This is a genomic window from Solwaraspora sp. WMMB335, from assembly GCF_049179075.1.
Classification (GTDB): Bacteria; Actinomycetota; Actinomycetes; order Mycobacteriales; family Micromonosporaceae; genus Micromonospora_E.
This window is the reverse complement of sequence record NZ_JBMHMF010000001.1, coordinates 5,162,631-5,188,682: the sequence shown is the minus strand read 5'-3', so window position 1 is coordinate 5,188,682 and position 26,052 is coordinate 5,162,631. Positions and strand designations below refer to the sequence as shown.

General features: G+C 69.4%; 19 protein-coding genes. 6 read left to right on the top strand and 13 right to left on the bottom strand.

Translation table 11 applies throughout. The annotated features are described in order from the left end of the window. Positions 1-36: 36 nt before the first annotated feature. Entirely contained in the window at positions 37-1,653 is a 1,617-nt protein-coding gene (locus tag ACN27F_RS22580) for a DUF885 domain-containing protein (protein WP_421436578.1), read from the bottom strand. A 266-nt stretch (positions 1,654-1,919) separates the two neighbouring features. Continuing rightward, positions 1,920-2,618: a bacteriorhodopsin gene (locus tag ACN27F_RS22575; RefSeq protein ID WP_421436575.1), complete on the bottom strand. Its 699-nt coding sequence runs from the start codon at positions 2,616-2,618 to the stop codon at positions 1,920-1,922. 518 nt (positions 2,619-3,136) lie between these two features. Between ACN27F_RS22575 and ACN27F_RS22570 the strand changes: the two genes are divergently transcribed. Continuing rightward, positions 3,137-4,042, top strand: coding sequence for a DMT family transporter (locus ACN27F_RS22570; protein ID WP_421436572.1), 906 nt, complete (start codon positions 3,137-3,139; stop codon positions 4,040-4,042). A gap of 193 nt (positions 4,043-4,235) precedes the next feature. Here the strand turns inward: ACN27F_RS22570 and ACN27F_RS22565 are convergent, their stop codons facing one another. The 3 genes from ACN27F_RS22565 to ACN27F_RS22555 all read right to left on the bottom strand — a co-directional run bounded on the left by ACN27F_RS22565 (position 4,236) and on the right by ACN27F_RS22555 (position 7,317). Further along, positions 4,236-5,612: a permease prefix domain 1-containing protein gene (locus tag ACN27F_RS22565; RefSeq protein WP_421436571.1), complete on the bottom strand. Its 1,377-nt coding sequence runs from the start codon at positions 5,610-5,612 to the stop codon at positions 4,236-4,238. Then, entirely contained in the window at positions 5,609-5,974 is a 366-nt protein-coding gene (locus ACN27F_RS22560; RefSeq protein ID WP_421436568.1) for a PadR family transcriptional regulator, read from the bottom strand. Before ACN27F_RS22560 ends, ACN27F_RS22565 begins: the two co-directional genes overlap by 4 nt. Positions 5,975-6,111: 137 nt before the next feature. Beyond that, positions 6,112-7,317: a cytochrome P450 gene (locus ACN27F_RS22555; RefSeq protein WP_421436567.1), complete on the bottom strand. Its 1,206-nt coding sequence runs from the start codon at positions 7,315-7,317 to the stop codon at positions 6,112-6,114. A 433-nt stretch (positions 7,318-7,750) separates the two neighbouring features. On the opposite strand from ACN27F_RS22555, the gene ACN27F_RS22550 reads away from it, so the two are divergent. Both ACN27F_RS22550 and ACN27F_RS22545 read left to right on the top strand, forming a co-directional pair. Beyond that, on the top strand, positions 7,751-8,017 hold the full coding sequence (locus tag ACN27F_RS22550; RefSeq protein ID WP_421436565.1) for a DUF7660 family protein: 267 nt from the start codon (positions 7,751-7,753) through the stop codon (positions 8,015-8,017). A gap of 78 nt (positions 8,018-8,095) precedes the next feature. After that, positions 8,096-8,779: a maleylpyruvate isomerase N-terminal domain-containing protein gene (locus ACN27F_RS22545; protein ID WP_421436562.1), complete on the top strand. Its 684-nt coding sequence runs from the start codon at positions 8,096-8,098 to the stop codon at positions 8,777-8,779. Positions 8,780-8,876: 97 nt separating this feature from the next. On the opposite strand, the gene ACN27F_RS22540 is transcribed toward ACN27F_RS22545, so the two are convergent. The 5 genes from ACN27F_RS22540 to ACN27F_RS22520 all read right to left on the bottom strand — a co-directional run bounded on the left by ACN27F_RS22540 (position 8,877) and on the right by ACN27F_RS22520 (position 15,068). Next, on the bottom strand, positions 8,877-10,169 hold the full coding sequence (locus ACN27F_RS22540) for a serine hydrolase domain-containing protein (protein WP_421436560.1): 1,293 nt from the start codon (positions 10,167-10,169) through the stop codon (positions 8,877-8,879). 182 nt (positions 10,170-10,351) lie between these two features. After that, entirely contained in the window at positions 10,352-11,662 is a 1,311-nt protein-coding gene (locus ACN27F_RS22535) for a toxic anion resistance protein (protein ID WP_421436558.1), read from the bottom strand. Positions 11,663-11,672: 10 nt separating this feature from the next. Continuing rightward, positions 11,673-12,782, bottom strand: a complete 1,110-nt coding sequence (locus ACN27F_RS22530; protein ID WP_421436555.1) for a hypothetical protein — start codon at positions 12,780-12,782, stop codon at positions 11,673-11,675. Positions 12,783-12,831: 49 nt separating this feature from the next. After that, on the bottom strand, positions 12,832-13,428 hold the full coding sequence (locus ACN27F_RS22525; protein ID WP_421436554.1) for a 5-bromo-4-chloroindolyl phosphate hydrolysis family protein: 597 nt from the start codon (positions 13,426-13,428) through the stop codon (positions 12,832-12,834). Next, positions 13,425-15,068, bottom strand: a complete 1,644-nt coding sequence (locus ACN27F_RS22520) for a vWA domain-containing protein (RefSeq protein ID WP_421436551.1) — start codon at positions 15,066-15,068, stop codon at positions 13,425-13,427. Before ACN27F_RS22520 ends, ACN27F_RS22525 begins: the two co-directional genes overlap by 4 nt. A gap of 549 nt (positions 15,069-15,617) precedes the next feature. Between ACN27F_RS22520 and ACN27F_RS22515 the strand changes: the two genes are divergently transcribed. Next, positions 15,618-16,307: a signal peptidase II gene (locus ACN27F_RS22515; RefSeq protein WP_421436549.1), complete on the top strand. Its 690-nt coding sequence runs from the start codon at positions 15,618-15,620 to the stop codon at positions 16,305-16,307. Here ACN27F_RS22515 and ACN27F_RS22510 read toward each other — a convergent pair. The 3 genes from ACN27F_RS22510 to mfd are packed head-to-tail and all read right to left on the bottom strand — an operon-like array spanning position 16,254 to position 21,689. Further along, entirely contained in the window at positions 16,254-17,282 is a 1,029-nt protein-coding gene (locus tag ACN27F_RS22510) for a MazG family protein (protein WP_421436547.1), read from the bottom strand. The two genes, ACN27F_RS22515 and ACN27F_RS22510, sit on opposite strands and share 54 nt — an antisense overlap. Then, positions 17,279-17,959, bottom strand: coding sequence for a hypothetical protein (locus ACN27F_RS22505; protein ID WP_421436545.1), 681 nt, complete (start codon positions 17,957-17,959; stop codon positions 17,279-17,281). The genes ACN27F_RS22510 and ACN27F_RS22505 overlap by 4 nt, the downstream gene beginning before the upstream one ends. 13 nt (positions 17,960-17,972) lie before the next feature. After that, positions 17,973-21,689, bottom strand: a complete 3,717-nt coding sequence (gene mfd / locus ACN27F_RS22500) for a transcription-repair coupling factor (RefSeq protein ID WP_421436544.1) — start codon at positions 21,687-21,689, stop codon at positions 17,973-17,975. 280 nt (positions 21,690-21,969) lie between these two features. On the opposite strand from mfd, the gene ACN27F_RS22495 reads away from it, so the two are divergent. Together ACN27F_RS22495 and ppc are read left to right on the top strand one after the other, a co-directional pair. Next, complete coding sequence (locus ACN27F_RS22495; protein ID WP_421436542.1) at positions 21,970-22,872, top strand: DUF559 domain-containing protein; 903 nt, start codon at positions 21,970-21,972, stop codon at positions 22,870-22,872. A gap of 327 nt (positions 22,873-23,199) precedes the next feature. Then, a complete protein-coding gene (ppc, locus tag ACN27F_RS22490) occupies positions 23,200-25,971 on the top strand; it encodes a phosphoenolpyruvate carboxylase (protein WP_421440401.1) in 2,772 nt (923 codons plus the stop codon). Positions 25,972-26,052 lie beyond the last annotated feature (81 nt).

The window sequence follows — 26,052 nt, the reverse complement described above, 5'->3', positions numbered from 1 at the left end:
GTGCTGACCGCCTGCTGACCGCCTGCTGATCGCCGCTCAGAACTCGAGCAGGGCCGGCAGGTGGCGCGGCGGCGGTGAGCCGTGTGCCAGCATGGCGTCGTGCCACTGCCGCACGGGCACGCCAGCCGGCCGGGCCGCCGCTGCCTGCGCCACCTCCAGGTAGCCGACGAAGTAGGTGGACAGCTGGGCGGAGGTGAGCAGGGAGCGCCGCCACTTGCCGGCCGCCTCGCCCTCCTCCTGGAAGCCACGGCCGGTCATCAACTCCATTGCGTCGGCCTCGGGCAGATCCGCACAGTGCACCAGCTGGTCGAGGATGGCGTTGATGGTCATCCGCAGCTGCATCTTGAGCTGCTGCAGGCGTACCGGCAGACCACCGAACCCGGTGCCGACCATCAGCTCCTCGGCGTACACCGCCCAGCCTTCGACGAACGGCCCGGAGCGGCCGACGGCCCGCACCCGGGTGGTGCCGAGATACCGGCGGGCATGCGCCATCTGCAGGAAATGCCCGGGCATCGCCTCGTGCACGGTGAGGTTGCGCATCATGTGGTCGTTGTACTCGCGGTAGAACGACTCGACCCGCTGCGCCGACCAGTCCGCCGGGGTCGGCGCGATGCAGTAGAACGTCGGCACATCGGCCCGCTCCAGCACCCCGGGCGGATCGCAGTACGCCACGGCGACGCCTCGGGCGAACTCCGGCATCTCCTGAATCACGCACCGGTCGTCCACCAACGACACCAGGTCGTGAGTGGCGACGTACTCCGTCGTCTCGCGCATCGCGGTCTGGGCGAGCCCGACTATCGACGCATCATCCGGGTGATCGCCGGCGAGTTGGTCCAGCGCGGCGCGGACCGTGGCGTCGGTGGCCGGCCCGCCGGTCAGCTCGGCCGCCGCCGCACGGATCTCGCCGGTGATCCGGTCCAGGTTGGCCCACGCCCGGTCGAGAACGTCGGCTGCGGTCAGCTCGATGTCCAAGGTGTGCCACAGTTGGGCCTCCCACAGCCGCCGGCCCAGCCGTGGGTCGCGCCGGTCGCCGTCGGGGCCCGGAACCTCGCGCAGCCAGCCGGCGAACTCGTCGAGCGCGTGCACGGCCTCGGCGGCCAGCGGCTCGACCTTGTCGCGCAGGCCGGGCTCCGCCGCCAGCAGCGCCGGCACCTGACTGCGGACCAGTTCGGCGGTACCGGCGAACTGACCGGCGGCGGTCTCGGCGTGGATCGCCGGAATGCCACGCAGCGTCTCGCGGGCGGTGGCCAGCACATCCGGGACCGCACCGAGCCGGCCGGCAAGGCTGATCAGCCGCTGCTCGGCCGGGGCGAACGGGCGGGCGATCAGCCCGTGCAACAGCGGGCCCGGGTTGTAGATCAGCGGGTTCCACTCCCGGGACCGGATCTCGGTCAGCTCGAACAACCGTCGGTCGACGATGGCCGACAGGATCGCGTGGTCCACCCGCTCCTGAGTCGACAGCGCGTCGGTGTCGACCTCGGCGAGCGCGTTCGTCGCGTCCAGCAGCATGGTGGCGGTGGCGGCGACCGCGTCGGCGGACTGGTCCGGCAGCCGGTCGTCGAACCGGTGGTCACCGGCGGACGCGGCCAGGGCTGGGTCGCTGGCCAACAGTGCATCGACGATGCGCTCGGCCAAGGGTACGAACGGCGCCATGGCACCGACCTTATTCCATGCCACCGACGTAACCGGGCTGGCGGCGCGACTGGGCCCGGCGCTGCGGGTCCGGACCCGCTCGGCGGGCCGGATCCGCATGACGTTGCGCTCAGCCTGACCTGCGGGACGGGTGGAAACTGGCCCCGGAACCCGGCTCCCCCGGAACCCGGCGCCCCCGTGCCGGGCACCCTGCCGGTCAAGCCAGAACACAGTGCGGCCGGCGCGACAGCGTCGTTGGGGTCGGCGCAGCGGCCACCGGCTGGCGTTCATCCGACCTGCAGATGGTCACGGTCGGCGAGCAACCGCAGCCGCCTCAGGTCGAGCACACTCCAGACGACCTTCATCAACACCGACAGGACCACGAACACCGCGGTCGTGGTGGGGTCGTCGAGCACGCCAAGACCGGATGGCCCCAGCAGCCAGGCCAGGGTGAAGCCGAGCCACAGTACGCTGAGCAGCCCGGCCAGCGGGATGAAGTGCGCCACCATCTGGGCCGGCTGCCGGGCTGCGGCCAACCGCAACGGCCCCCAGATCACCACGAAGTTGGCCGCGAGCGCGAGGACGCCGACGCCGTAGGCGAGATATCGCGGGGTCGGTTCGAGTGCCAGGTCACCAACCAGACCGGACAAAACCATGGAAACGCTGGTCACTGCTATGAGCACCACCAGATCGGTCCTCTTACCGGTCAGGGCGTGCGTCCCGGTCAGGACCAGCGCGTAGCCGAGCAACGGCGCGGTGACGATCCAATCGGCGTAGTACCCCCAGTGCACCTCGTGGTGGCCGGTCGTGATGTGCGCACCGCCGAGCGCCATCACCGCGTGCCAGATGGCGGACCAGATCAGGATGACGGCCGCGAGCAGGTGGGCGGTGACCGGGACACCTTTGGGCTCGCGAATCCAGCGAACGATCCACAGCACGGCACCGGACGCGATCACCACGAAGGACCACAACCACCATTGCGACACCGCGAACCCTCTGCGGTCGGGAAGACTGCCGAGAGTATTGTCACCGGAATATCTCGTGGTTATCCCTGTTATGGGCTATTTCATGCGTAGCTGTAGCTTATACCGGGAGGTCGAGCGGTCGACGGCACCGCCGACGGCCTGCCGCTCGGGAGGGACGGTACGGGCGGACGGCCGGCAGCGAATCTCAGCCGGCGCGACGCGGTCCACCCCGACCAGCCGGCGGCGGCCAACCTCGGCCACCTGGACCCGGCCCGGTGGACACATGCCCACTGCGACGCGGACGGTTTTCCACAGAAGCCCAGCTCAGTCACTCCTCAATCAACTATGCAATGGCCCCTGGGCGAGGGCCTGCGGTTCGGTGACCGGCGCGGCCCGGTACCGTTGGCCCGTGACTTCGCGCTTCCGCTCCGTCTCTCCGCCTCCGGTCCTCTGACCGGAGCGCCTCCGACCGCCGAATAGCGGCGGTCCTTTGTCGTGCTCCGACAAGCATCGATTTCTCTCTGTCGTTGGAGCACTCCTTGTCTACTCAGCATGCCCGTCTTGGGCTGTTTCAGGTTTCGTTCGCCGGTGTCTTGTGGGGTACCGGCGGGTTCGGCATGGAACTTGTCGCCGACCACTCCTCCTTGACTTCTCTTACAGTGAGCGCGTGGCGCATGGGCATCGCCGCCGTCGTGCTCACCGCACTCGTCGCCGTACGCGGTGCAGCGCTTGAGGTGCGATCGTTGCTGGCTCGCCATCCCGTACGCGCGGCACTGGCCGGTGTCTGCACCGGCGGCTATCAGGCGCTGTACTTCGCGTCGGTGCTGGATGCTGGAGTCACGGTCTCGACCGTCATCAGCCTTGGCGTCGCGCCTGTGCTACTTACCATCGGCGAGGCTGTCCGTGCGCGCCGTCGACCAAGCCGGATGAAGACCGCCGTACTGGCGACGGCGCTGGTGGGACTCGTGCTCGTCAGCGCTGCAGGCGGAGGAGAATCCGGCGGGCATCCCGTCCGCGGCGTGATCGAAGCGGTGGCATCCGGTTCGCTGTGGGCGTTGACCACAGCGATCTCACGTGGAGCAGCCACCAACACGCAACCGCTCGCTCTGAACGCCGTCGCAACCACCGCCGGGACGCTCCTGCTCATCCCGATGGCGGCGATCGGCGGGGGACCCTTCGTGACTTCCGACCCGACAACCATTGCGACGCTGCTCTACCTAGGGATCTTCACGATGGCGCTCGCCTACGGTCTGCTGTACGCCGGACTACGAACCGTCCCTGGAAGCGCGGCCGTGATCGCAGCGCTCCTCGAACCGGTCACGGCGACCGTCGTTGCCGCGCTGTTCCTCGACGAGAGGATCGGTATCCCCGGCCTCGCGGGGACACTGCTCATCCTCGGCGCGGTTCTGGCCCTCAACCGCAGCGGCACAACGTCCAGTCCATGAGTCGAGGCGCGGATACGGCTGGCTTACGCACTGCGGTTCGTGCAGCAAGATCGAGTGAGCTGTTCTGCCGCCGACCGTGCGCTGCCTCGGCTCAGCTCACCTGGCGTCGCCACGGCCGGCGCTGCACCGAGCAGCGCGAGAATCCGGTACAGCCGCCGGCTTTGATCAGCGAAAATTGAGTGGACATTCTCGGTTAGACGTAGCTGAACAACGGGGGGAAGACGAGGACCACGATCCAGGCCCACACGGCGTACACCGGCAGATAACCGGTCTGCCAACGTTCGAGCGCCCCGAATGGCGTGCGCCGACGGATGAAGGTCAGCAGAAGCCACGCCGACCACGCGAGGTTGACCAGCAGGATGACGTTCTCGCCGAGCGCGGCCGCCCTGTTGGGCGTACTGCCGTACTCGTCGGTGATGCGTCCGGTGATCTCCAGCAGCACCAGGACGTCGATGGCCAACGCACTGACCACGAGCGCGAGCTGGAGCTTGTCGAACGGGCCGGGCGGGGTCAGCGGATCGCGGGCCGAGAGCGAGTAGAGCAGCAGCCCCAGCACCACGACCAGCAGGAGGTCGAACAGGATCAGCGCTTCGCGCTCGACGTCGATGCCGTCGCTGGTCCAGACGACGGCGACGAGGAAGGCGAGCAGGGCCGCCGTGAAGAGCGGGGTGAACAGCCGCGTGAGGACCGGCGCGATGTTCTCGACGACACTCTGCTTGGCCTCGACGAGCCACCCGGCCACGACGACCGCCGCAGCAGCGCCGCAGGGAAGGAGCCAATGCGAAATGAACTCCTCCGGTAGAATCCCGATCGCCTTGAAGGTGTTGAACAGGAACGCGGAGAGTACGCCGCCGCCGAGGGCCATGAGTACCAAGTAGATGAACCACTCGCCGGTGAAGCGAATGAAGTCCATGCGATGACGGGATGAGCGCCAGTCGTCGGCGACATAGGCCAGACCGACCACGAGCCACAGGGCGATGGGGAGGTGGATGCTGGTGACGACCACGGACTGCGATGTGTCCGCCAGAGGGTAGGCGTTGGCCGCCACGGCGCCGAGAGCGAACAGCGCCACCAGTATCGCGATCACCGACCGTCGGGCTTTGCGGCGCCAGGCCAGGAACGCCGCCAGCCAGGGCAGCGCAAACAGGGTGAAGTTCCGAGCGTAGAACGAGCTGTCGTCGTCGAAGCCCAGCCCGAACAGTGCCGGCGCCTTGACGGACACCACCGCGCCGGCCGCACAAATGGCCATGGCCCACAGGTCCCGCCGGGAGCGCGTGTCGGCGGCCGAGCCGCCGGTGTCGCCGGTCAGCACCAGCTGCTTCCACAGTCGTTCCGAATGCTCCCGGGCGAACTCGCGGGAGAGTTCGTCGAGGCTGCCCATCCGTTTGACCGCGACCAGGAACGCCTCGTCCGGGCTCAGGCCTGCCGCGACGAGTTCGTCGACGGAGCCGCGGAGGTGGTCTTCGAGCTCGTCTGCGTCCGACGGTTGGAGCTCCCTGCGGCGTAGCACGTACTGGCGCCACTGTTCGAACTGCGTTTCCAACTCCGCCTGTCGGTCCTGCTCCGTCATGCGAGACCCTCCAGCGGGTTCACGGTCAGCGGCACACGGTCATGCCAGATCTCCTTGAGCGCGTCGACGACGGTGTCCCACTGCCGGCGCTGCTCGGCCAGCTCAGCCAGGCCTTTGTCGGTGATGCGGTAGTACTTGCGCTTTCGCTCGCCGGTGACCGACTGCCAGTTCGACTCGACATGGCCGAGGCGCTCAAGCCGGTGCAACAGCGGGTACAGCAGTCCTTCGGTCCAGTCCAGCTCGCCCCCGGACAGCTCGTTGATCCGCCTGAGGACGGCGTAGCCGTAGCTCTCACCCTCGGCCAGGATGCCGAGAACCATCGGTGTCGCCGAGGCGGCCACCAGGTCCTTGGTGATCTTCACGAGACCTCACCCCACTCCAACACCTAGAACTGCGATGCATAGTACCTTTAGGTATTGTTGGGCGCAACGGCGGGCCACGGGTCTCGTCCCGAACGAGGCCACGGATGGCGGCGGCGCTCACCACGGCCGGCGGGGGTTCAAGCCAGGACGATCCGCAGCCGGTCGTACGCCGGGATGAGTGTCCTCGACCCGTAGCGCCGCCCGGCGATCCGCCATGGCCGGCCGGCAGCGAGCAGCGCCGTGAGCAGTGCTGAGAGCTCGGCTCGACCGACCGGCGCCCCGAGACAGAAGTGGTTGCCGGCACCGAACCACAGGGGCCGGGTATCGGCCGGGCTCACGCGGTCGAGGTCGAACCCGCCGTACGCGTTGTTCGCCGTATGGGTCAGCATCAGGACACGTTGGCCGGCGCGCAGCCGCCGACCGGCGATCACGACGTCGGCGGTGACCGACCGGCCGATGACCGGGACCGGGGTGGTGACGCGCAGTCCCTCGCGCACCGCGTCGGCGACCCGCCCCGGGTCCGCCCGCAACCTACCCTGCTGGCCGGTGTCGTGCAGCAGCGCCACGGTCCGGGCCATCGCGCTGGCGGTGGTCTGCGTTCCGGCCACCACCAACAAGGCTGCCAGCCCTTCGGTCTCGCGCAGTCCCAGTCCCAGTTCCCGGCAACGGCCGAGCAGTGTGTCGTCGGGCGCGTCGCGCCATCCGGCCGCGACCTCGCTCGTCATCCTGGCGACGACCGTCCGGCCGGCGACGACCGTTCGCTCAGGTACTCGGGCCGACGTGGTGGTGCCCGCGGCGAGCGCGGCCAACGCCGTACCGGTGTCGAAGATCCCCCGGTAGGCGGGGTCGTCGTCCGGCCGCGCACGGCTGCGATCCGACCGGCCGATGGGTAGCCCGAGCAGATCGGCGACGATCCGGCCAACCACCACCCGGGCCAGATCGGCGACGTCGACGGTGGCACCGGCGACGAGGTCGGCGGTGAACCGCCGCAGTCGCGGCCCGGCCGCCCGCGACACCAGCGCCGCCGCACGGTCCTCGGTGAACAGGTCCCGGGTGGTCTTCCGCAGGGCGTGGTGACCGGCTCCGTCGAACATGTCGTAGACCCAGTCGCCCAGTACCCGGGCCCAAAGGTGACCGACGACGCCCTCGCCGACGATCGTGAAATGGCCGCGATCGGTGAGGATCCGGCGCATCGTGGCCGGATCGCCGACTACCCAGCCCAACCCGGGGATACGGCGAATCGGTCGCGCGATCCGGCCAAGCGTCAGCAGCGCCGGAAAGGCGGGCCTGCTGGCGGCCAGCAGCCGCGTCTCGTGGCGGCGGGCGAGATCGACAGCCCTCATGACGCCACGGCGGACGCGGCTGGCAGGAAGAGACCTTGGGAACCGGTCCCAAAAACATCAATGGTACTGGACATCATGCCGACAGCGTGGCCGACTCGGCGGACCCGTCGCATCCAGCCGGCGGCGGCACATTGGCTGCGCCCGCCGTAGTAGCACGCCACGCCATCTACTCCGGACGGCGCAGCCGACGACCATGCGCGGTACGAACGCCGGTCACCGCCTCCGCCGTGCATGACGAGCTCTCAGTCCTGCGGGCGCGGCACGGACACGGCCTGCGCGCTCGCTACGCTGGCACGATGACCGTGGCCGACGACATCGTCCGTAGCCGGTCCGTCAGTTTGACCATTTACCGCAAGGACGGCACTCGGGCAAGGTCAATCGGATCCGGAACTGCCGGTGAGCGTGCAGTCCTGAACCGTGCCAGCATGATTCGGTGACCTATGAGACCGGACGAGCCACGGACGCCAACCCAAGCGATGTAGAGACGCGCGAGGAGTTCACTGACTTCCTCTCCGCTGTGCTCGTCGACTTCCGATCGACCGGGGCATCCGAGTGGGAGAACGGCACGCTTGATCGTTTCCTTGAGGCGTTCTCGGCGGTCGCGGAGGCCCGACTCGTCGACGAACCGAAACAAGAGCAGGAGCAGGCCTCCTGGCGCCTGTTCGCCCAGCTCGTTCAGGCGGCGACCGGATACGAGTAGCCCTTACGCTCATGCCGTGACCCGCACGGTTGCGTTTTTGATTGAAATCGGTTGATCTAGGTTCCGGTGTCCGTTTCTGTGTGGATCGGCAGACCGGGGCGCCGCTGGCCGGCGCGGCCCGGTGTGGAACAGTTCGGCATGGACACCCGCCAGAAATACCTCGCTGCCGCCACCACGTTCGCCGATCTGGCCGAGCGAATCAGCGACGAACCCTGGGACGGCGCCGGACTCGGCATCTGGACGCTGCGCGAACTGGTCGGCCACACGGTCAGCGGCGGCCTGCAGGAGGTTCTGGACGCGCTCGACCGGGTGACCGACACAGTCGCGATCCCCTCACCCGAGCGGTACTACGCCCTGGCCAGGACCGTTGATCCGGCGGTGTACGACGCCGCTGTGACCGCGTCTGCCCACGCGGCGCGGCGCACCGGGCAGTCCCTGGGCACCGACCCTGCCGGAACGATCCGACACTTGGTCGAGGCCGTCGAACACCGACTTGGTGGCATCGCCCCCACTACCGTGGTCACCACAGTGGCCGGCGGCATGCCGATCGATGCCTGGCTACCGACGCGCACCTTCGAACTGGCCACCCACAGCCTCGACATCGCCGCAGCCACCGACGTACCGGCACAGATCCCCGACGACGTCCTGGCCGAGGCCCTCGTCCTGGCGGCACGGATCGCCGTAGTCGTCGGTGACGGCGCCTCTGTGCTGCGGGCACTCACCGGCCGGGCCACCCTGCCGGACGGATTCAGCGTCGTCTAGCAACCTTCCTGGATACCTGCGGATCACCGCTGCCGCCACCCGCCTCCAGAATCACACGCCCGGATCTGCCGCCGACCGTGCGCTGCCTCGGCTCAGCTCACGTGGCGTTGCCACGGCCAGCGCTGCACCGAGCCTTGCCTTCTTCTGTCGCGTTGCGACCGGCTCTGGCGAGAGCTTCCCAGACAACGAAGATGGGCGCGAAGGCGCGCATGTCGCCGGTGCGACCGCCATCCATCTTGTTCATGGCGTAGGCGTAGGTCGCACGCGTGTCCATGTCGATGATGGCCAGCGAACCACCCGCGCCGCCCCAGAACAGGGTGTTGGAATTGGGCATGAAGGCGCCACCGACCGCGAATCCGAGCCCGAACCGGACGGGTACGCCGAGAACGAGGTCCCGGCCTTCGATCTGGACCTCGAGGGCTTTGCGACATGTCGCCTCGGACAGGAAGCGCCGGCCCTGGGCGATACCGCCGTTGGCAAGAATCGTGTGCACCTGGGCGACAGAGCGCGCGTTACCGGTGCCGCCGCCTGCGGGTATCTCGGCAGCACGCCACGCCCGTGAATTGACCACCGACGCGTCGAGCCGCGGGTTGTGCGCCGCGTTGTCTTGCAACTCTGTCACGTCGTCGGAAAAGGGCTCCTGATCGGGCGGGACCAGCTCGGCGACCCGAGACTCCTCGGATTCCGGCAGTCCCACGTGGAAGTCCGCGCCGAGCGGCTCGGCGATCTCCTCGCGGAACACCGTACCCAGCGACCGGCAGGTGATCCGCCGTACGATTTCACCGATCAGGAACCCTTGGGTGACCACGTGGTAGCCCGAAGCGGTGCCGGGTTCCCAGAACGGCTCCTGGGCCGCCAACGACGCGGTCGCCTTCTCCCAGTCGTACAGGTCCTCAGGTCGCAGCGGCTCGCGCCAGCCGGACAGCCCCGCAGAGTGGCTCATCACCTGCGCCACCGTGATCTCGCTCTTGCCGTTGGCCGCGAACTGCGGCCAGTATCGGGCCACCGGCGCGTCGAAGTCGAGCTCGCCACGGTCGGCGATCAGCAGTGCCGTCAAGGCCGCCATGGTCTTGGTGACCGAATAGACGTTGACGATGCTGTCCCGCTCCCAGGGGCGGGTGCGGGCCGCGTCGGCGTACCCACCCCAGAGGTCGGCGACCGTCTCACCGTCGATGGTGGCGCAAAAGCATGCGCCCACTTCGAGGCCGTCGGTGAAGTTCTGCTCGAACGCGGCACGGACGCCCGTGACGTCCTCACGGACAGATCCGCGCACCTCGCCCTCTGCCAACGTCATCCCCTTCGGAAGACCAGAGCGGTCACATCCTTCACGATGACCCCGCTGCCCGGCAACGGAATTGCCGACTACGGGTACCGTGTTCGCCGCCAGCACCCCGACTCCGTATCAAGCCTGCCGTACGCGGTGGACCCGCCACCAGTTCGGCGCCACGACCCGCGCCGAGATCCGCACGGTCAGGGCTGTCGTTCACTGAGGTTCTTGATATGGACGTCGAATTTGCGCACCGTGCCGCCCTCGTGGTCGAGTCGTGCCGCCGGCTTCGTCGACGGCGACGGTCAGGCGTCCGCCTTCGGTGTCACGGCCGGGACCTGATCGAGGATCGACGCCGGCAGCTGCGGGCCGGCCGGCAGTGCGAGAGGGGCCTTGGCCCGGGAAATGAGCTCGACCACGGTCTTGCTCAGCCGCTGCGAGGTCTGCGACATGGACTCGTTGGCCGTGACGATCGCGGTGACGACCTCGGCCCGCTTCTGCTGGCCGTACTTCACGGCCTCCTCGATACCGCGGGCCTGCGCGTCGATCGAGTCGGCGATCTCCAGAATGGTTTCCGGGCGGACCGTCGGGGCCTGGATGACGCGGGCGATCTGCGGTACCGCCGTCCTGGACGCCTGCGCGTAGGCCGACAGGACATCGTTGGCGCCGTCCGCTACCGCCTGCTGCATGTCCGCTGCCTGGTTGGCCTGGAACAGTAGCGCCCACTGGGCGATGGTCAGCTTCATCGTTGGAATGGTCAGGTTCAGGAGCAGTGCGAGCCGCTGACCCAGGCCGTAGTTGAGTGTGCGGATGTTGCGCACTTGCGGCGAGGTGGACCAGGCGACGAAGAGCCGCTGCTGGAACTCGTTGATGCGCACCTCGAGTGCCTGGATGAATTCCGTGATGAGTGACAGCCGCTCCCGCCGGTCGTGCTCGTCAGGTGTACCCGGGACGATCCCGGCGGAACGGGCGTCTTCCAGGGCCACGTCGCGGATCAGTTCCATCACCGCGATTGCGCCAACGAGCTGGCCGATCGCGGTCTCGTTGGCCTTGTAAAGCTCGTCGCACAGCACCACATTGCGCTTGAGCTGCCGCTGCTTGTCGCTGAGCTGACCGGCGACCTTGTCGAGTTGCTGTTCGACGGTCTTCGCCTCTTCGAACAGCATCTCCAGCAGGTCGCGGCCTTTGAGGAACAGTCCCCTGATCGATTCCGAGAACTTGTTGAAGGTTTCGCGGACTTTCGGGTCGCTCGGGTCGTACTTGCGGCGGAACCTGCGCATCCGGTCGTTGAGCTCGTGCATGATGTCCGTGAGCTCGGGGATGTTGACGTGGCCGACCTCGCGGAAGATTCGGGTCACCTGGCTGTTGACCCCGTCGATCGCGCTGTTGCCGAAGGAGGCCAGCTGATCGGTGTTGGCGAGCATCATCGGATACAGCTGCTTGGCGGCCGCCTCCGCCTGCTGGATCTGCGCCGGGCTGAGTAAGTCCTTACAGACGAGAGCGCGTGGCTCGCTCACGGCGGCTGCCGCCGTGAGGGCGGTGTCGGCCGAACCCGCCTCCGGCTCGGCGGGACCGCCGACGAGGTCGCCGAAGTCGATCTGAAGTCCGTCGCTCATGTCGGTCCTTTCATTGACAGGTCTTGGCGTCCTTCATGCAGCTGAGCAGCGCCAGAGTCACATCGGCGGCCGGCGGCGCCGTGGTACGGACCTGCTCGGCCAAGCTGATGTCCTTGAAATCGGCGGTGTCGTTGGCGCCGACCTGCACGGCGGAGCGGAAGCCGTAGCTCTTCCACGCGATCGTCTGGATCTCGGAGTCCTTCATCGCCTCGATGAACCGGGCGGCGTCGGCGTTGAGCGCGAGCACCGGGTGGTCGCTGTAGATGGTCGGGTCGGGGTACAGCACCCTGACATTGTTCAAAATGCCGGCACTGTTTACGCCAGCCTGAACGACCTGCTGGATAACCTGGTTTTCGTATCCGGCGTAGAGCGGGGACTTGAACTCGCCGCCCTGTGTGAGCCACTCCCGGAACCCGGCGTCAGAGCTGCGTGCCTGCAAGCCCTGGGCGTCGTACAAGGCCCTCACCACAGGCAGCACCTTGCGCGCCTGGTCCAGGTTCGGGGCCGAGAAGACGTCCTCCGTCGCGAGGATGTTCAGCTGGAGCTGCGCGAGGACGAACCCGCTGTTGGACCTGGCCGGGTCGGTGCTCGACACCGTGATCGGGCCACGCAGGTCGGCGGCACCGATGCTCTCCCAGGTCTGCTTCTTGGTGACGTAGTCGAGCAGCAGCGACTTCATGTCGACGATGTAGTACCGGTTGTCGCGTAGCTCGACGATGCCCTCGGCAACGAGTGCGTCGGTGCCACGCGGCCCGGCGTAGATCACCTCGGGCGACTGCAGGATGTTCTCCACGCGATACTCCGTGAACTCGCCCTGGTGCTGTGCCTCGAAGACGTTCTGCGCGCTGGCACTGGACGGCCACAAGCAGTCGAGATTGCGCGCCTTGAGTTCGTCGGTGCTCAGCTGTACCTGGTCGTAGGAGCCCAGCGCCTGGAAGTCGATCGTCAGACGGTACTTGTCGTGCAGGATGCGCTTGACGTTCGCATCGGCCATGAGCTCGGATTTCTCGGAGCCGCCCAGGCAGCTCAGCGTCTTCTCCGGCTGGCCGTCCGGCTGGCCGTCCGGCTGGCCGAGCGTCGGCCACAGGACGGCAACGGCGATACAGACAATGATCACCATGGCCAGCCCGATCAGGAACCGGATGCTTGGCAGTCTCAACGTGACTCCTTCATCCCAACTCAGGAAGCTTCGGCGGCGCGACGGTGTCGAGATTCGCCTTGTACTGCGCAAGGTCGCCCTGGTTGACCAGCCGCACGCTTTCCAGGGTGAAGTCCGCGAAGCGCTGGAAAGCCTGCTCGCCGCTGCCGCACAGGGCGTCCGGATCGCGGTACAGGACGGGCTGACGCTGGATGTCGAGGTACTGGTGCACCGCGCCGTCGAGGCTGCGCAGGTGCCCGCAGATCTGGCTGGCAGTCGAGTACAGACTGTTCGGTGACTTTGCCTGTACCCGGGTGAACAACTCAGGCACATAGTGGCAGGCGGACTCAAGCGCCTTGCGTGCGCTTGGCGTCCGTACCTCCGTGGCGAGGCGCTCGATACCACGGATGAGCTCGAGCGCTTCGTCCACCTTTTGGCGGGCCTCGGCGGCGTAGTCGTCGCTGCTGACCCGAGCCTGGTTGCGGTCGTCGAGCATGAGATAGAAACCGATCGCCGCCGCGCCGGCGAGGATCGGCGCCCACAGCAAGCTGCGCGTGATCACGAAGACGGACCCGAACACCAGCAGGGCCGAGACGAGCCCGGCCGGCGCGGCGAACCGCCACCTCATTTGTAACCCGCTGCCTGACGCAGCGCCGCCACCAGGTCGGTCTGTTGGACGAATGCGCCTGCGGTGGCGGCCGCGACTTCCTCCAACTGGCTCGGGTCAGCGTTGCTGCCGAACGCAATCGCGACGACCGGCACGTCGGCGCGCTGCAATGCGGCCAGCGCGGAGTCTCGCTGGCCGGTCTCCGATTGACCGTCGGTCATCAGCACCACCAGACCTTTGCGGTTGTCGGTCTGTGGCTTGGCAAGCTCGTCTGCGGCCTGGTTGAGGCAGGTGTACATGTCGGTACCGCCGCCAGGACGGTATCCGTTGATTTTCTCCGTCAGTCCGTGCAACGCCTGCGCCTCGTTGCCCTGAACGGTCCACGGGCTGCCGCCGGTGACGCCGTTGTTGAAGATGGCGACGGTGGTCACGTCCTGCGGGTGGCTCTGCAGAAAGTTCAACGCCGCCTGGTCCTGGTCGAAGACCTGGTGTGCGGCCTCCGCGACACCGTTCCATCCGCCGTTGCCGAACATCGAGCCGCTGCCGTCGAGGCAGTAGTAGGTATTGACCGGGCGCCGGTAGCGAGTCTGGTAGCGGTCCAACGCGGCCTGGATGACCGACGCGGATGGGTACTGGATTCCCTGCTCGTTGATCGTCGCTTGGATGCCCCACGCCGGGTTGAAGACGGTGGTGTCCGGGTTGTCGAGGGTCAGCCCGATGCTCGTCGCCGGTCGCCGACCCAGCTTCAGCAGCTTGGCTTGCGCCTCAGGGTCTTCGAGCAGATAGTCCTGCAGCTCGTTGAGAATCTGCCGCTTAGCGGGATCGACGCTGTTGCCGTGCGGAAAGAATCCCAGGGGCGCGTCGCTAATCGCCAGCGACCCGCGCGGGTACGCCACGACCAGCGGCTCCTTGCCGGCCTGTACCAACCCCTGGTTCTTCTCGATCACCAAGTCTTCGTACGTGAACATTGTCCGGCACACGTCGGGCTGCTCCACGCACCGGTCCATCAGCGTGCCGGTCGACGGCGGTGTCTGGTCCATCGCCTCGATGAACCGGGTGATCCCGTCCTCGACCGCGGCCGAGTCCAGTTGCTCCTGTGTGAGTGCGGTGCCGGGCCCGTTGCCGGCGAAGTAGTTCATGAATCCGAACAACACGGTGGCACCCGAGTTCGACTGGGTCGGGTTGGTCGCCCACACCTTGGTATTGCCCGATTCGACGGCCTGCAGGATGTCGCCGATGGAGACGTCGGCCCGGCCGACGAAGCCGAGCTTCTGCATCTCACTTCGCCAGCCGGCGAAGACGACCGGAGTCAGGAACATCGTCCTGACGTCCTGCAGCTTGCCGGACTGGTCGCCGATCTGCGAAAAGACGCTCGATGCGAACCAGTACGCGTCGTAGTCGGTGCTGCCGGCGGCGAGCAGGCGAGCCTGGTCGACCGAGCCCTTCAGCGTGACATTGCACTGGTACCCCTCGCTCGTGCACCACGGCTTGACGATCGTGCTGATGACGGTGTCCTGCTCGGTGCCCGCGATGATGTTGAGCGCCTCGGGGCTGGCGTCGTAGCCCTCGGTGTTGTCTGGCGACGGCGAGTTACTGATGGTGCATCCCGACACCAGCACCAACGTCGCGATGGCGAGTGCCGTGAACCCCTTGATCCGCACGACCGCTCCGTTCCCGACCCGTCTGTCCGACCGGCCGCCCCGTGCCGGACGCAAACTCGTTCGTAACAGTGTTCGGCCAACGGGACGGGTAACCGAAGGTGAACAGGGAACGTCGAAGGTCGGTCGGGCCGTGTGCGGTCGGCTGTCGGTTCGCCCGGCTGCGCCTCGATCACCGCACCACAGGATGTCCTCGTCCACGCGCCGCTCGTCGCGGATGTCCCAGCGAACGACGCTCGTGGCAGTTCAGCGCGCTTCGTCTCGCGCCGCCGCGAGCGCGGCGGCCGCGTTCACGTCCGCGCCGCCGCACCTGGCCGGAGGTCGCCGCACCTGGCCGGAAGTGGAGGAGGACCACCACCGGTCGGGGCGACCGCCCGACCCACAGCCGCCAGCCTGGCCAGCGCGGACTTTCCGCTACTCGCCGGCCGAGTCGGGCAATCGGCTGGCCGCCTCAGCAGATCGGCACCGCTCACCGTCACCGGGCCGTGACGGGTGGCCCGGCGGACGGCTCCGGCTGAGGGTTGCCAGAAAGCGGTGGGAGAATCACCGATCATGAGCGAGCAGGCCGGCACCGGCGAGACCTCACCCGTACCGACCGACGACCGCATGCCGACGAGCGACGGCAGCGACGGCGTGGCCACGCCTACCAGCGGGGGCGATGCGGCCGTACCCCGGCGGCAGCGTTGGACCCGCCGCTCGCCATGGCTCGCCTTCGGCATCGCCGCCACGGTGCTCGTCGTCGACCAGCTGACGAAGATGTGGGCGGAGGCGACGCTGACCCGGGGCGAGCGCACGCCGCTGCTCGGCGACGCACTCGGCATCCAGCTGATCTACAACCCGGGAGCGGCGTTCTCCCTGGGTGGGAACACGACCTGGATCTTCACCATCGCCGCAGCGGTCGGCGTCGGCGTGACCGCCTGGTTCGCGTGGCGGACCCGGTCGCGGGCCTGGGCGGTGGCGCTCGGGCTGGTGCTCGGCGGGGCGTTCACCCACCTGCTGGACCGGATGTTCCGCGAGCCGTCGTTCGGGCAGGGCCACGTCGTCGACTTCATCGCGTACTTCGACTGGTTCATCGGCAACGTCGCCGACATCGCGCTCTTCTTCGGCGTCGCCACGTTCCTCACCCTGGAACTGCTCGGCGTCCGGCTGCGGCCGGAGCGGTCGGACCCGGCGGGGTCGGCGGAGTCGTCAGCCGGCGGCGGCGCGGACCGCGTCGACGTAGCCGAGCGCGACGCGGCGTAACGCCTCTTCGGCGTCCAGACCGTCGGCGCGGGCCTGCGCGACCAGGGCGAACAGGCGTGCACCGAGCCGCGCCGCCGGCTCCGCAGCCGCGTCCGGCTCCGGCAGCGGTACGTCGACCCCGGCGCGCCCGGCCCGCTGCAGGATCTTCGCCGCCAGGCTGAGCGCCGGCTGGGCGAGCACGATGCCGTCCATCACCGATGGTGTCCCGGAGCCGCCGGCAGCGGCCGACGCCGCCCGTTCGGCAGCCTTGATCCGCTCCCAGTTGTCGACGATCTCCTCTACCCCCGTGACCTGCACGTCGGCAAAGACGTGCGGGTTGCGGCGGATCATCTTCGCGACCAGGCCACCGGCCACGTCGTCGACGGTCCAGCGCTCGTCCTCGGGCAGTTCCTCGGCGAGCCGGGCGTGCAGCACCACCTGCAGCAGCACATCGCCCAACTCGTCACGCAGCGCATCAAGATCACCGGCGAGGATCGCGTCGTACGCCTCGTAGCACTCTTCCAGCAGATACCGCGCCAGAGTGCCATGGGTCTGCTCACGCTTCCACGGGTCGCCACCGGGCGAGACCAGACGGTCCAGCACCTCGACCGCGTCCAGCAGCCGGGCACCCGGCGGATCCCAGGAGCCGTACATCAGCTCCAGCTCGGCCAGACCCGGCTCGCGGGCCAGCCGCAGCCCGAGCCGGCGGGCCAGATCCTCGTCACCGGCCGGACCGGCCAGCCAGACCGCCGTCCCGTGCCCGACGGCCGCCGCGATCAGCGCGTCCCCCACCTCATCGGGTGGATCCGCCGCCAGCACGGTCACCGTGGCGCCGGCGGACCGTAGCGCCACGGTCAGCTCACCGTCCTGCGCGGTGAAGACCGGATACCGTCGTACGGTGTCCCAGGCGGTGGCGGTCAGCAGCCCGGCCGGCAGCCGGGGCGAGGTGACCAGCAAAACGATCCTGGCCCCAGGGCGTTGGTCCGCGACGGTCACTGCCGCTCGGTGACCGTGCCCGAGTCGCCGTCGCCCAGCGGGATGCCCACCGCGACCACGTCGTTGTTGAAGCTGAGCACCGGGAACTCCAGCGGCCGGTAGCGTGGGTTGACCGTCACGTCCTGCTCGGCCACCGCCTCGGCGATCGTGTCGCGGGTGGCCAGCGCGGAGCGCAGCTGTTCGCCGTCGAGCTGGCCGGCCGCCTCCTCGTCCGGCACCTCGGCCGGGATGACGCCGGCGTCCTTGCCCCGGCGGACCAGGTCGGCCAGCTCCTCCTCGGTCGGCGCCACCTGCTCGCCGGTCTGCAAGCTGGTGATGCAGGTCCAGACCTGCGCCGACGCCTGCACGTACGCCGAGTCCACCGGCAGGCCGAACTGCTGCGCGTACTGGTCGGCGGTGATCGGCGGCGCGCCGCTGCCGCCGGAGACGTCCAGCTGCTCGCAGACGTCGGCGAGCACCAGGGCGCTGACCACCTGCTGACGACTGGGCACCCGCTCGGCGCCGTCCTCGCCGACCTCGTCGGTGATCGCATCGACGACGCTGGTCACCTGCTCCTCGGTGTACCGCTCGTCACCGACGTAGGCGGCGACCCCGGGCTGTGCCCGGCAGGCGGCGAGCGCGACGACCCCGACCAGGGTGATGACGGTGATCGACGCAAGGCGACGGACACGCTGCATGGACGACACTCTCTCACGCACCCGCGCGGGCCGGCGCACCGGCCCGCGCACTGTCAGTGGGCCCGGCAGCGGCCGGCACCGCCGGGGCGGGCGGGTCGCCCAGCAGGTCGCGCAGCAGCTGGGCGCACCAGTCCAGCAACGCCTGATCGCGCAGTGGCTCGCCGCCGATCCGCCTCGTCGTCGGCCGGGGCACGCTGACCTGGTCGATGGTCGCCTTGTACACCGCGTCCGGGTGGTAGCGCTTGAGCCGCAACTGCTTCGAGTCCGGCAGCACCAGCGGGGCGAACCGGACATGCTTGCCCTGCATCGACACGTCGGCCAGCCCGTACGCCTTGACGAGCAGCCGGAACCTGGCCACCGCGGCCAGGTTGGCCACCTGCTCCGGCGGTTCGCCGTACCGGTCGGTCATCTCGGCGACGACTTCCTGTAGGGCGGCGGTGTCGCGGGCACCGGCCAGCTTGCGGTACATCTCCAGGCGCAACCGCTCCACGCCGATGTAGTCGTGCGGCAGGTGCGCGTCCACCGGCAGATCGACCTTCACCTCGGCGGCCTCGGCGTCGTCCGGCGCCTCGCCCTTGAAGTTCTGCACCGCCTCGCCGACCATCCGCACGTACAGGTCGAACCCGACACCCTCGATGTGACCGGACTGCTCGCCGCCGAGCAGGTTCCCCGCTCCCCGGATCTCCAGGTCCTTCATCGCCACGTACATGCCGGCACCCAGCTCGGTGTGCTGGGCGATGGTGGCCAGCCGCTCATGGGCGTGCTCGGTCAGCGGCTTCTCGCGCGGGTAGAGGAAGTAGGCGTACGCCCGTTCCCGGCCCCTGCCCACCCGGCCCCGGATCTGGTGCAGCTGGGCCAGGCCGAGCAGGTCGGCCCGCTCCACGATCAGCGTGTTCGCGTTCGGGATGTCGATGCCCGACTCCACGATCGTGGTGCAGACCAGGACGTCGTACTCCTTCTCCCAGAAGCCGACCATCACCTTCTCCAGGGCGTCCTCGCCCATCTGGCCGTGCGCCACCGCGACCCGCGCCTCGGGCACCAGCTCCCGCAGCCGCCGGGCCGCCCGGTCGATCGACTCGACCCGGTTGTGCAGGTAGAACACCTGGCCGTCGCGGAGCAACTCGCGGTGGATCGCGGCGGCGACCTGCTTGTCGTCGTACGCCCCGACAGCGGTCAGCACCGGGTGCCGCTCCTCCGGCGGGGTGGCGATGGTCGACATCTCCCGGATGCCGGTGATCGCCATCTCCAGGGTGCGCGGGATCGGCGTGGCCGACATGGTCAGCACGTCCACCGAGGTACGCAGCGACTTCAGGTGCTCCTTGTGTTCCACCCCGAAGCGCTGCTCCTCGTCGACGACGACCAGCCCCAGCGCCTTGAACCGGGTCGCCGACTGCAGCAGCCGGTGGGTGCCGATGACGATGTCGGCGGTGCCGTCGGCGGCCATGGTCAAGGTCTGCTCGGCCTCCTTCGGGGTCTGGAACCGCGACAGTTGCCGGATCTGCACCGGGAACTGCGCCATCCGCTCGGCGAAGGTGTTGTAGTGCTGCTGGGCCAGCAGGGTCGTCGGCACCAGCACCGCCACCTGCTTACCGTCCTGCACCGCCTTGAACGCCGCCCGTACCGCGATCTCGGTCTTGCCGTAGCCGACGTCGCCGCAGATCAGCCGGTCCATCGGGGTCGACTGCTGCATGTCGCCCTTGACCTCGTCGATCGCCGCCATCTGGTCAGGGGTCTCGGTGTAGGGGAAGGCGTCCTCCAACTCCCGCTGCCACGGGGTGTCCGGGCCGAACGCGTGCCCCTTGGCCGCCTTGCGGGCCGCGTACAGCTGGATCAGCTGGGCGGCGATCTCCCGGACCGCCTTGCGGGCACGGGCCTTGGCCTTCTGCCACTCCGAGCCGCCCATCTTGTGCAGTGTCGGCTGCTCGCCGCCGACGTAGCGGCTCAGCTGGTCCAGCTGGTCGGTCGGCACGAACAGCCGGTCGCCGGGCTGGCCGCGCTTGGCCGGCGCGTACTCGATGACCAGGTACTCCCGGTCGGCACCGTTGACCTTGCGCTGCACCAGCTCGACATAGCGGCCGATGCCGTGCTGCTCGTGCACCACGTGGTCGCCGGCGCGCAGCTCCAGCGGGTCGATGGTGTTGCGCCGCCGGCTCGGCAGCTTACGCATGTCCTTGGTGGACGATCCCCGGCCGCCGCTGATGTCGTTGCCGGTGACCAGCGCGAACCTCGCCCGTTCGGCGATGAACCCGTTGCCGATGCTGCCGCAGGCGACGATCAGCTGGCCCGGCGTCGGCGCCGCCGGGACCGTTTCGGTAAGTGTCGCGCCGAGACCGGCTTCGCGCAGTACGGCGACCGACCGCTGCGCGGGCCCGTGCCCCTCGAAGACCAGCACCACCGCCCAGCCGTCACCGGTCCAGCGTTTCAGGTCGTCGACGACCCGGGCGGTCTCGCCGTGGTAGAGCGGGGTCGGCACGGCGGCCAGCACGACCGCGTCCCCGGCGTCCGGGGTGACGCTCACCGGGGCGGGCGCGTCCTCCCAGGGCTGCGCGCCTGCTGCTGCGCCTGCGGTGTCCGCGTCGGCTTCGGCCAGGCCGAACGGCGACAGCGTCCACCATGCCTGGTCCAGCGTGGCGGCCACCGCGCGCACGTCGGCCAGGGTGCGGAAGGCGGCCGCGCCCAGGTCGATCGGGGCCTGGCCACCGACGGCGGCCGCCGCCCAGCTGGCCTCCAGAAACTCCGCCGAGGTACGGACCAGATCGTGCGCCCGGGTGCGGATCCGCTCCGGGTCGCACAGCAGGACGTGGGTCCCTGCCGGCATGCAGTGCAGCAGCAGTTCCATACTGTCGGTGCCGTCGAGCAGCGCCGGGGCCAGGGACTCCATGCCCTCGACCGGGATGCCCTCGGCCAGCTTGTCGAGGATCTCGCCCAGCTCGGGGTGACGCTCGGCCAGTTCGGCGGCCCGCTGGCGGACCGGTTCGGTGAGCAGCAGTTCGCGGCACGGTGGCGCCCACAGCCGCTCGACGGCTTCGATGGTGCGCTGGTCGGCGACGGCGAAGGTACGGATCTCCTCGACGTCGTCGCCCCAGAACTCGACCCGGGACGGGTGCTCGTCGGTCGGCGGGAACACGTCCAGGATGCCGCCGCGGACCGCGAACTCGCCGCGCTTGGTGACCAGGTCGACCCGGGCGTACGCCATCCCGATCAGCCGGTCGACGACCTCCTGCGGGCTCGCCTCACCACCCGGCGTCAGCAGCACCGGCGCCAGGTCACCGAGCCCTTTGAGCTGCGGCTGCAGGACGGACCGGACCGGCGCCACGACCACCCGCAGCGCACCGGTGACTCCGTGCGCCGACTCGGCCTGTGGATGGGCGAGCCGACGCAGCACCTCCAGCCGCCGCCCGACGGTGTCCGAGCGGGGCGACAGCCGCTCGTGCGGCAGCGTCTCCCAGCTGGGGAAGACCGCCACCTGCCCGGCCGGCAGCAGGTCGCCGAGGGCGGCTGCCAGGTCGTCGGCCTCCCGGCTGGTCGCGGTGACCGCCAGCACCGGCCGCCCCGCCCCGCCGGCCTGCGCCCCGCCGGCCACCGCCGCGACGGTGAACGGACGCAGCGCCGGTGGCGCGGTGACGTCCAGCCCGTCGCAGTCGCGGGTGGCGACGCGGGCGAGGTCACGCACCCGCGCCAGGGCGGGATCGGCGAGAGCGGCGCTGAGCAGGCCGGCGAGAGCGGTCATGGTCACAACCTTCGCGGTGGGATACGCCTTGCTGTGCGGCGGTGCACGCTTGGGGCGCACACGCGACGACAACCCCGCGCCCGGTCCGGGCGGGGGGTCAGGCCTACCAGCCTATCCGCCCCGCCCGCTCCGCCGAGGTCAGGCGGCCCACCGGTACGGGTTTGCCGCGTCGCCGGGCAGTCGCCGTGGGATGAGGTGCGCCGTGCGGGAACAGTCGGATCGGTGACGTAACCGGCCACCGGGGCTGCGGTCGGCGTTCGGCCTCGGGCAGGCTCTGCCGATGTCCCACGCCGCCAGGATTCCGCGTGAGCTGAGGTCGGCCCCGTTCTGCGGCAGCCATGCGGTCGCGGCCGGCCTGATCACCTGGGAGATGCTGCGCGGCACCGCATGGCGGCGGCTGCTTCGCGACGTCTACGTACAGGCGGCGGTGTTCGACGCCGACGACCACCGGATGTGGTGCGAGGCGGTGGCGGTGAGGTTGCCGGTCGGCGGTGCGGTCAGCGGACTGAGCGCCGCGTTCCTGTGGGGTGTCGACCTGCTCCCCCGAGGCGGTGGCCCGGTACACGTCACCCTGCCCCGGACGGCCCGGCCTCGACCCCACCACCGCATCGCCGTGCGCCACCACGCACTCGACCCGCCCGACATCACGACACTCTTCGGCGGCGTACCGCTGACCGTCGAGGTGCGTACCGCGTTCGACCTGGGCCGGCTGCTGCCCCGCGCCGACGCGCTCGCCGCGCTTGACGCCATGCTGCACCGCCGCCTGCTGCGCGTCGAAGCTCTCACCCGCTACCTGGACGCCCACCCCCGTACGCGGGGCACGCCGCAACTGCGCGAGCTCATCGGGCTCGCCGAGCCACGGGCCGAGTCACCGATGGAGTCCCAGCTACGGCTGCTGCTGCACGACGCCGGGCTGCCCCGCCCGACAGCGCAGTACGACGTGCGCCTGACGGCGGGTCGGTTCATCGCCCGGGTCGATCTTGCCTACCCGCGGTGGCGGATCGCGATCGAGTACGAGGGCGACCATCACCGGGAGCGTGCCACGTTTCGCCGCGACATCAGCCGGTACAACGCGCTGCGGGCCGCCGGCTGGCTGACGTTGCGCTTCACCGCCGATGACGTTATCCGGAAAAGCGCCCAACTCGTCCGATCGGTCCGGGAAGCCATCGCGGAGCGCCGCTGACGTCAAGATCAATGTGAGCGTGGTTGTTGTCAAATCCACTCGGTGACAACGATAGCGCTCACATTGATTGCGGAGGCGTCAGCTTCCCCGACGGACGCCTGACCGACCGACGCCCGACCGGCCAACGCGGGACGGAAGAGGACATTCAGGCACGGTACGCCGAAGGTTGAGACAAGACTCACCAGTTTCCCCGGGCGGGGTGGTGTCGCCGATAGCATCGGGTTGTCGGACAGCGTCGTCCCTCGTAACTCGCGTGAGGAGCGTCCAGTGACCGAGCTGTCCGCAAACCCGACGTACGCCGACGTTTCGCCCGCTGGCGGGCAGCACCTGGACGGCCCGGACGCGGCGTTGCGAGCGGACATCCGCCGGCTCGGCACCCTGCTCGGGCAGACCCTGGCCCGGCAGGAGGGCCAGCCCCTGCTCGATCTGGTCGAGGAGATCCGTGCCCAGGTGCGCAGCGACGCCGAGTCGGCCGCCGCGCGGCTCGCGGCGATGGACGTGACCACGGGTACGAAGCTGGCCCGTGCCTTCTCCACCTACTTTCATCTGGCGAACATCACCGAGCAGGTGCACCGGGCCCGGGACCTGCGCCGACAGCGGGCCACCCAGGGCGGCTGGCTGGACAAGGCGGCCGGGCTGATCGCCGAACGCGGGGTGCCGGCCGAGGAGATCGCCGCTGCGGCCCGGCGCCTCGCGGTACGCCCGGTCTTCACCGCACACCCGACAGAGGCGGCCCGCCGGTCGATCCTGTCGAAGCTGCGGGCGGTCGCCGACGAACTGGACGTGGAGATGGCCGAGGCGGTGCTGTACGGTGCCAGCGAGCACACCTCGTCGAGCACCCGCCGGCTGGCGGAGCTGCTGGATCTGCTCTGGCAGACCGACGAGTTGCGGCTGGACCGCCCGGACCCGACCGACGAGGCCCGCAACGCAATCTACTACCTGCGTGACCTCTACGCCGACGCCGCCCCGCAGGTGCTCGACGACCTCGCCGACACGCTGCGCAGGTTGGGCGTGGAAACCTCGCCGACCTCGCGACCGCTGACCTTCGGCAGCTGGATCGGCGGCGACCGCGACGGCAATCCGTACGTGACCCCGGCGGTCACCCGCGACGTGCTGCTGATCCAGCACGAACACGGCATCCAGGCCACCGAGGCGGCGATGGATGCCCTGATCAACGAGGTGTCGGTGTCCCGGCGGCTGCGCGGCGTCTCGCTGGACCTGTCCGCCAGCCTGGCCAAGGACCTCGACGCGCTGCCGGAGGTGGCGGCGCGGTTCCGCCGTACCAACGCCGAGGAACCGTACCGACTGAAGGCGCGGTGCGTGAAGGCGAAGCTGGCGAACACCCGACTGCGGCTCAACCGGGGCACCGCGCACGTGTCCGGCCGCGACTACCGGGGCTCGGACGAGCTGCTGGGCGATCTGGAGCTGATGCGGGCGTCGCTGGCCCGCAACTCGGGCCAGCTGACCGCGATCGGCAAGCTCGCCTCGGCGATCCGCACGGTGTCGGCGTTCGGCCTGCACCTGGCGACGCTGGACGTGCGCGAGCACGCCGAGGCGCACCACGCGGTGCTGGCCCAGATGTACGCCCGGGTCGGCGAGGTGCCCGACTACGCCGGGTTGTCCAGGACGGACCGCACGAAGCTGCTCGCCGACGAGCTGAGCGGCCGGCGCCCGTTGTCCAGCATGGACACCCCGTTGACCGAGTCGGCGCGCAAGACGTTCACCGTGTTCGCCACGATCCGGGAGGCGCAGCAGCGCTTCGGCCCGGAGGTCGTCGAGTCGTACATCATCTCGATGACGCTGGGCAGCGACGACGTGCTGGCGGCGGTGGTGCTGGCCCGCGAGGCCGGGCTGGTCGACGTGCACACCGGTCAGGCCCGGATCGGCTTCGTGCCGCTGCTGGAGACCCCGGCCGAGCTGGACGCCGGCGGTGACCTGCTGGACGAGCTGCTGTCGCTGCCGGCGTACCGGGCGATCGTGGCAGCGCGCGGCGACGTGCAGGAGGTGATGCTGGGCTACTCCGACTCGAACAAGGAGGCCGGCATCACCACCAGCCAGTGGAAGATCCACCGGGCGCAACGGGCACTGCGTGACGTGGCGGCCCGCCACGGCGTACGGCTGCGGCTGTTCCACGGCCGGGGCGGCACCGTCGGCCGGGGCGGCGGGCCGACGCACGAGGCGATCCTGGCCCAGCCGTACGGCACCCTCGACGGCGCGATCAAGGTGACCGAGCAGGGCGAGGTGATCTCCGACAAGTACACGATCCCCGCCCTGGCCCGGGAGAACCTGGAGCTGACCGTGGCCGCGGTGCTGCAGGCCACGCTGCTGCACACCGCGCCTCGTCAGCCGTTGGAGCTGCTGGAGAACTGGGACGCGGCGATGGACGTGGTCTCCGACTCGGCGTACCGCTGCTACCGCTCGCTGGTCGAGGACCCGGACCTGCCGGAGTACTTCTGGGCGGCCACCCCGACCGAGTTGCTCGGCGCGTTGAACATCGGCTCCCGCCCGGCCAAGCGGCCGAACACCGGCGCCGGGCTGGGCGGGCTGCGGGCCATCCCATGGGTGTTCGGCTGGACCCAGTCGCGGCAGATCGTGCCCGGCTGGTTCGGGGTCGGCTCGGGGCTGGCCGCCGCCCGCGAGGCGGGCCTGTCGAACGTGCTCACCGAGATGTACGGGCAGTGGCACTTCTTCCGCACGTTCCTGTCGAACGTCGAGATGATGCTGACAAAGACCGACCTGGGCATCGCGCGACGCTACGTGGAGACACTGGTGCCGGGTCCGCTGCAGCCGATCTTCATCAAGATCTCCGACGAGTACGAGCGGACGGTGCATGAGGTGCTGGCGATCACCGGCTCGTCCAGCCTGCTGCAGAACAACAACGTCCTGCAGCGCACTCTGGCGGTCCGGGACACCTACCTGGAGCCCCTGCATCACCTGCAGGTGGCGTTGCTGCGGCAGTACCGCGACTCGGGAGCGGTTTCGCGGACCGTGGCCACCGCCCCTGGGGCCCGACGGGCGCCGAGCGACAACACCGCCCTGGAGCGGGCCCTGCTGACCACGGTCAACGGCATCGCCGCCGGTATGCGTAACACGGGGTAGGCCGCACCGGACGCCGGCCGGCCACGAAGCGCGGTGACGCCGGCCGGCCAGTGGGGAGACTGGCCGGCCGGCGCGGATCCC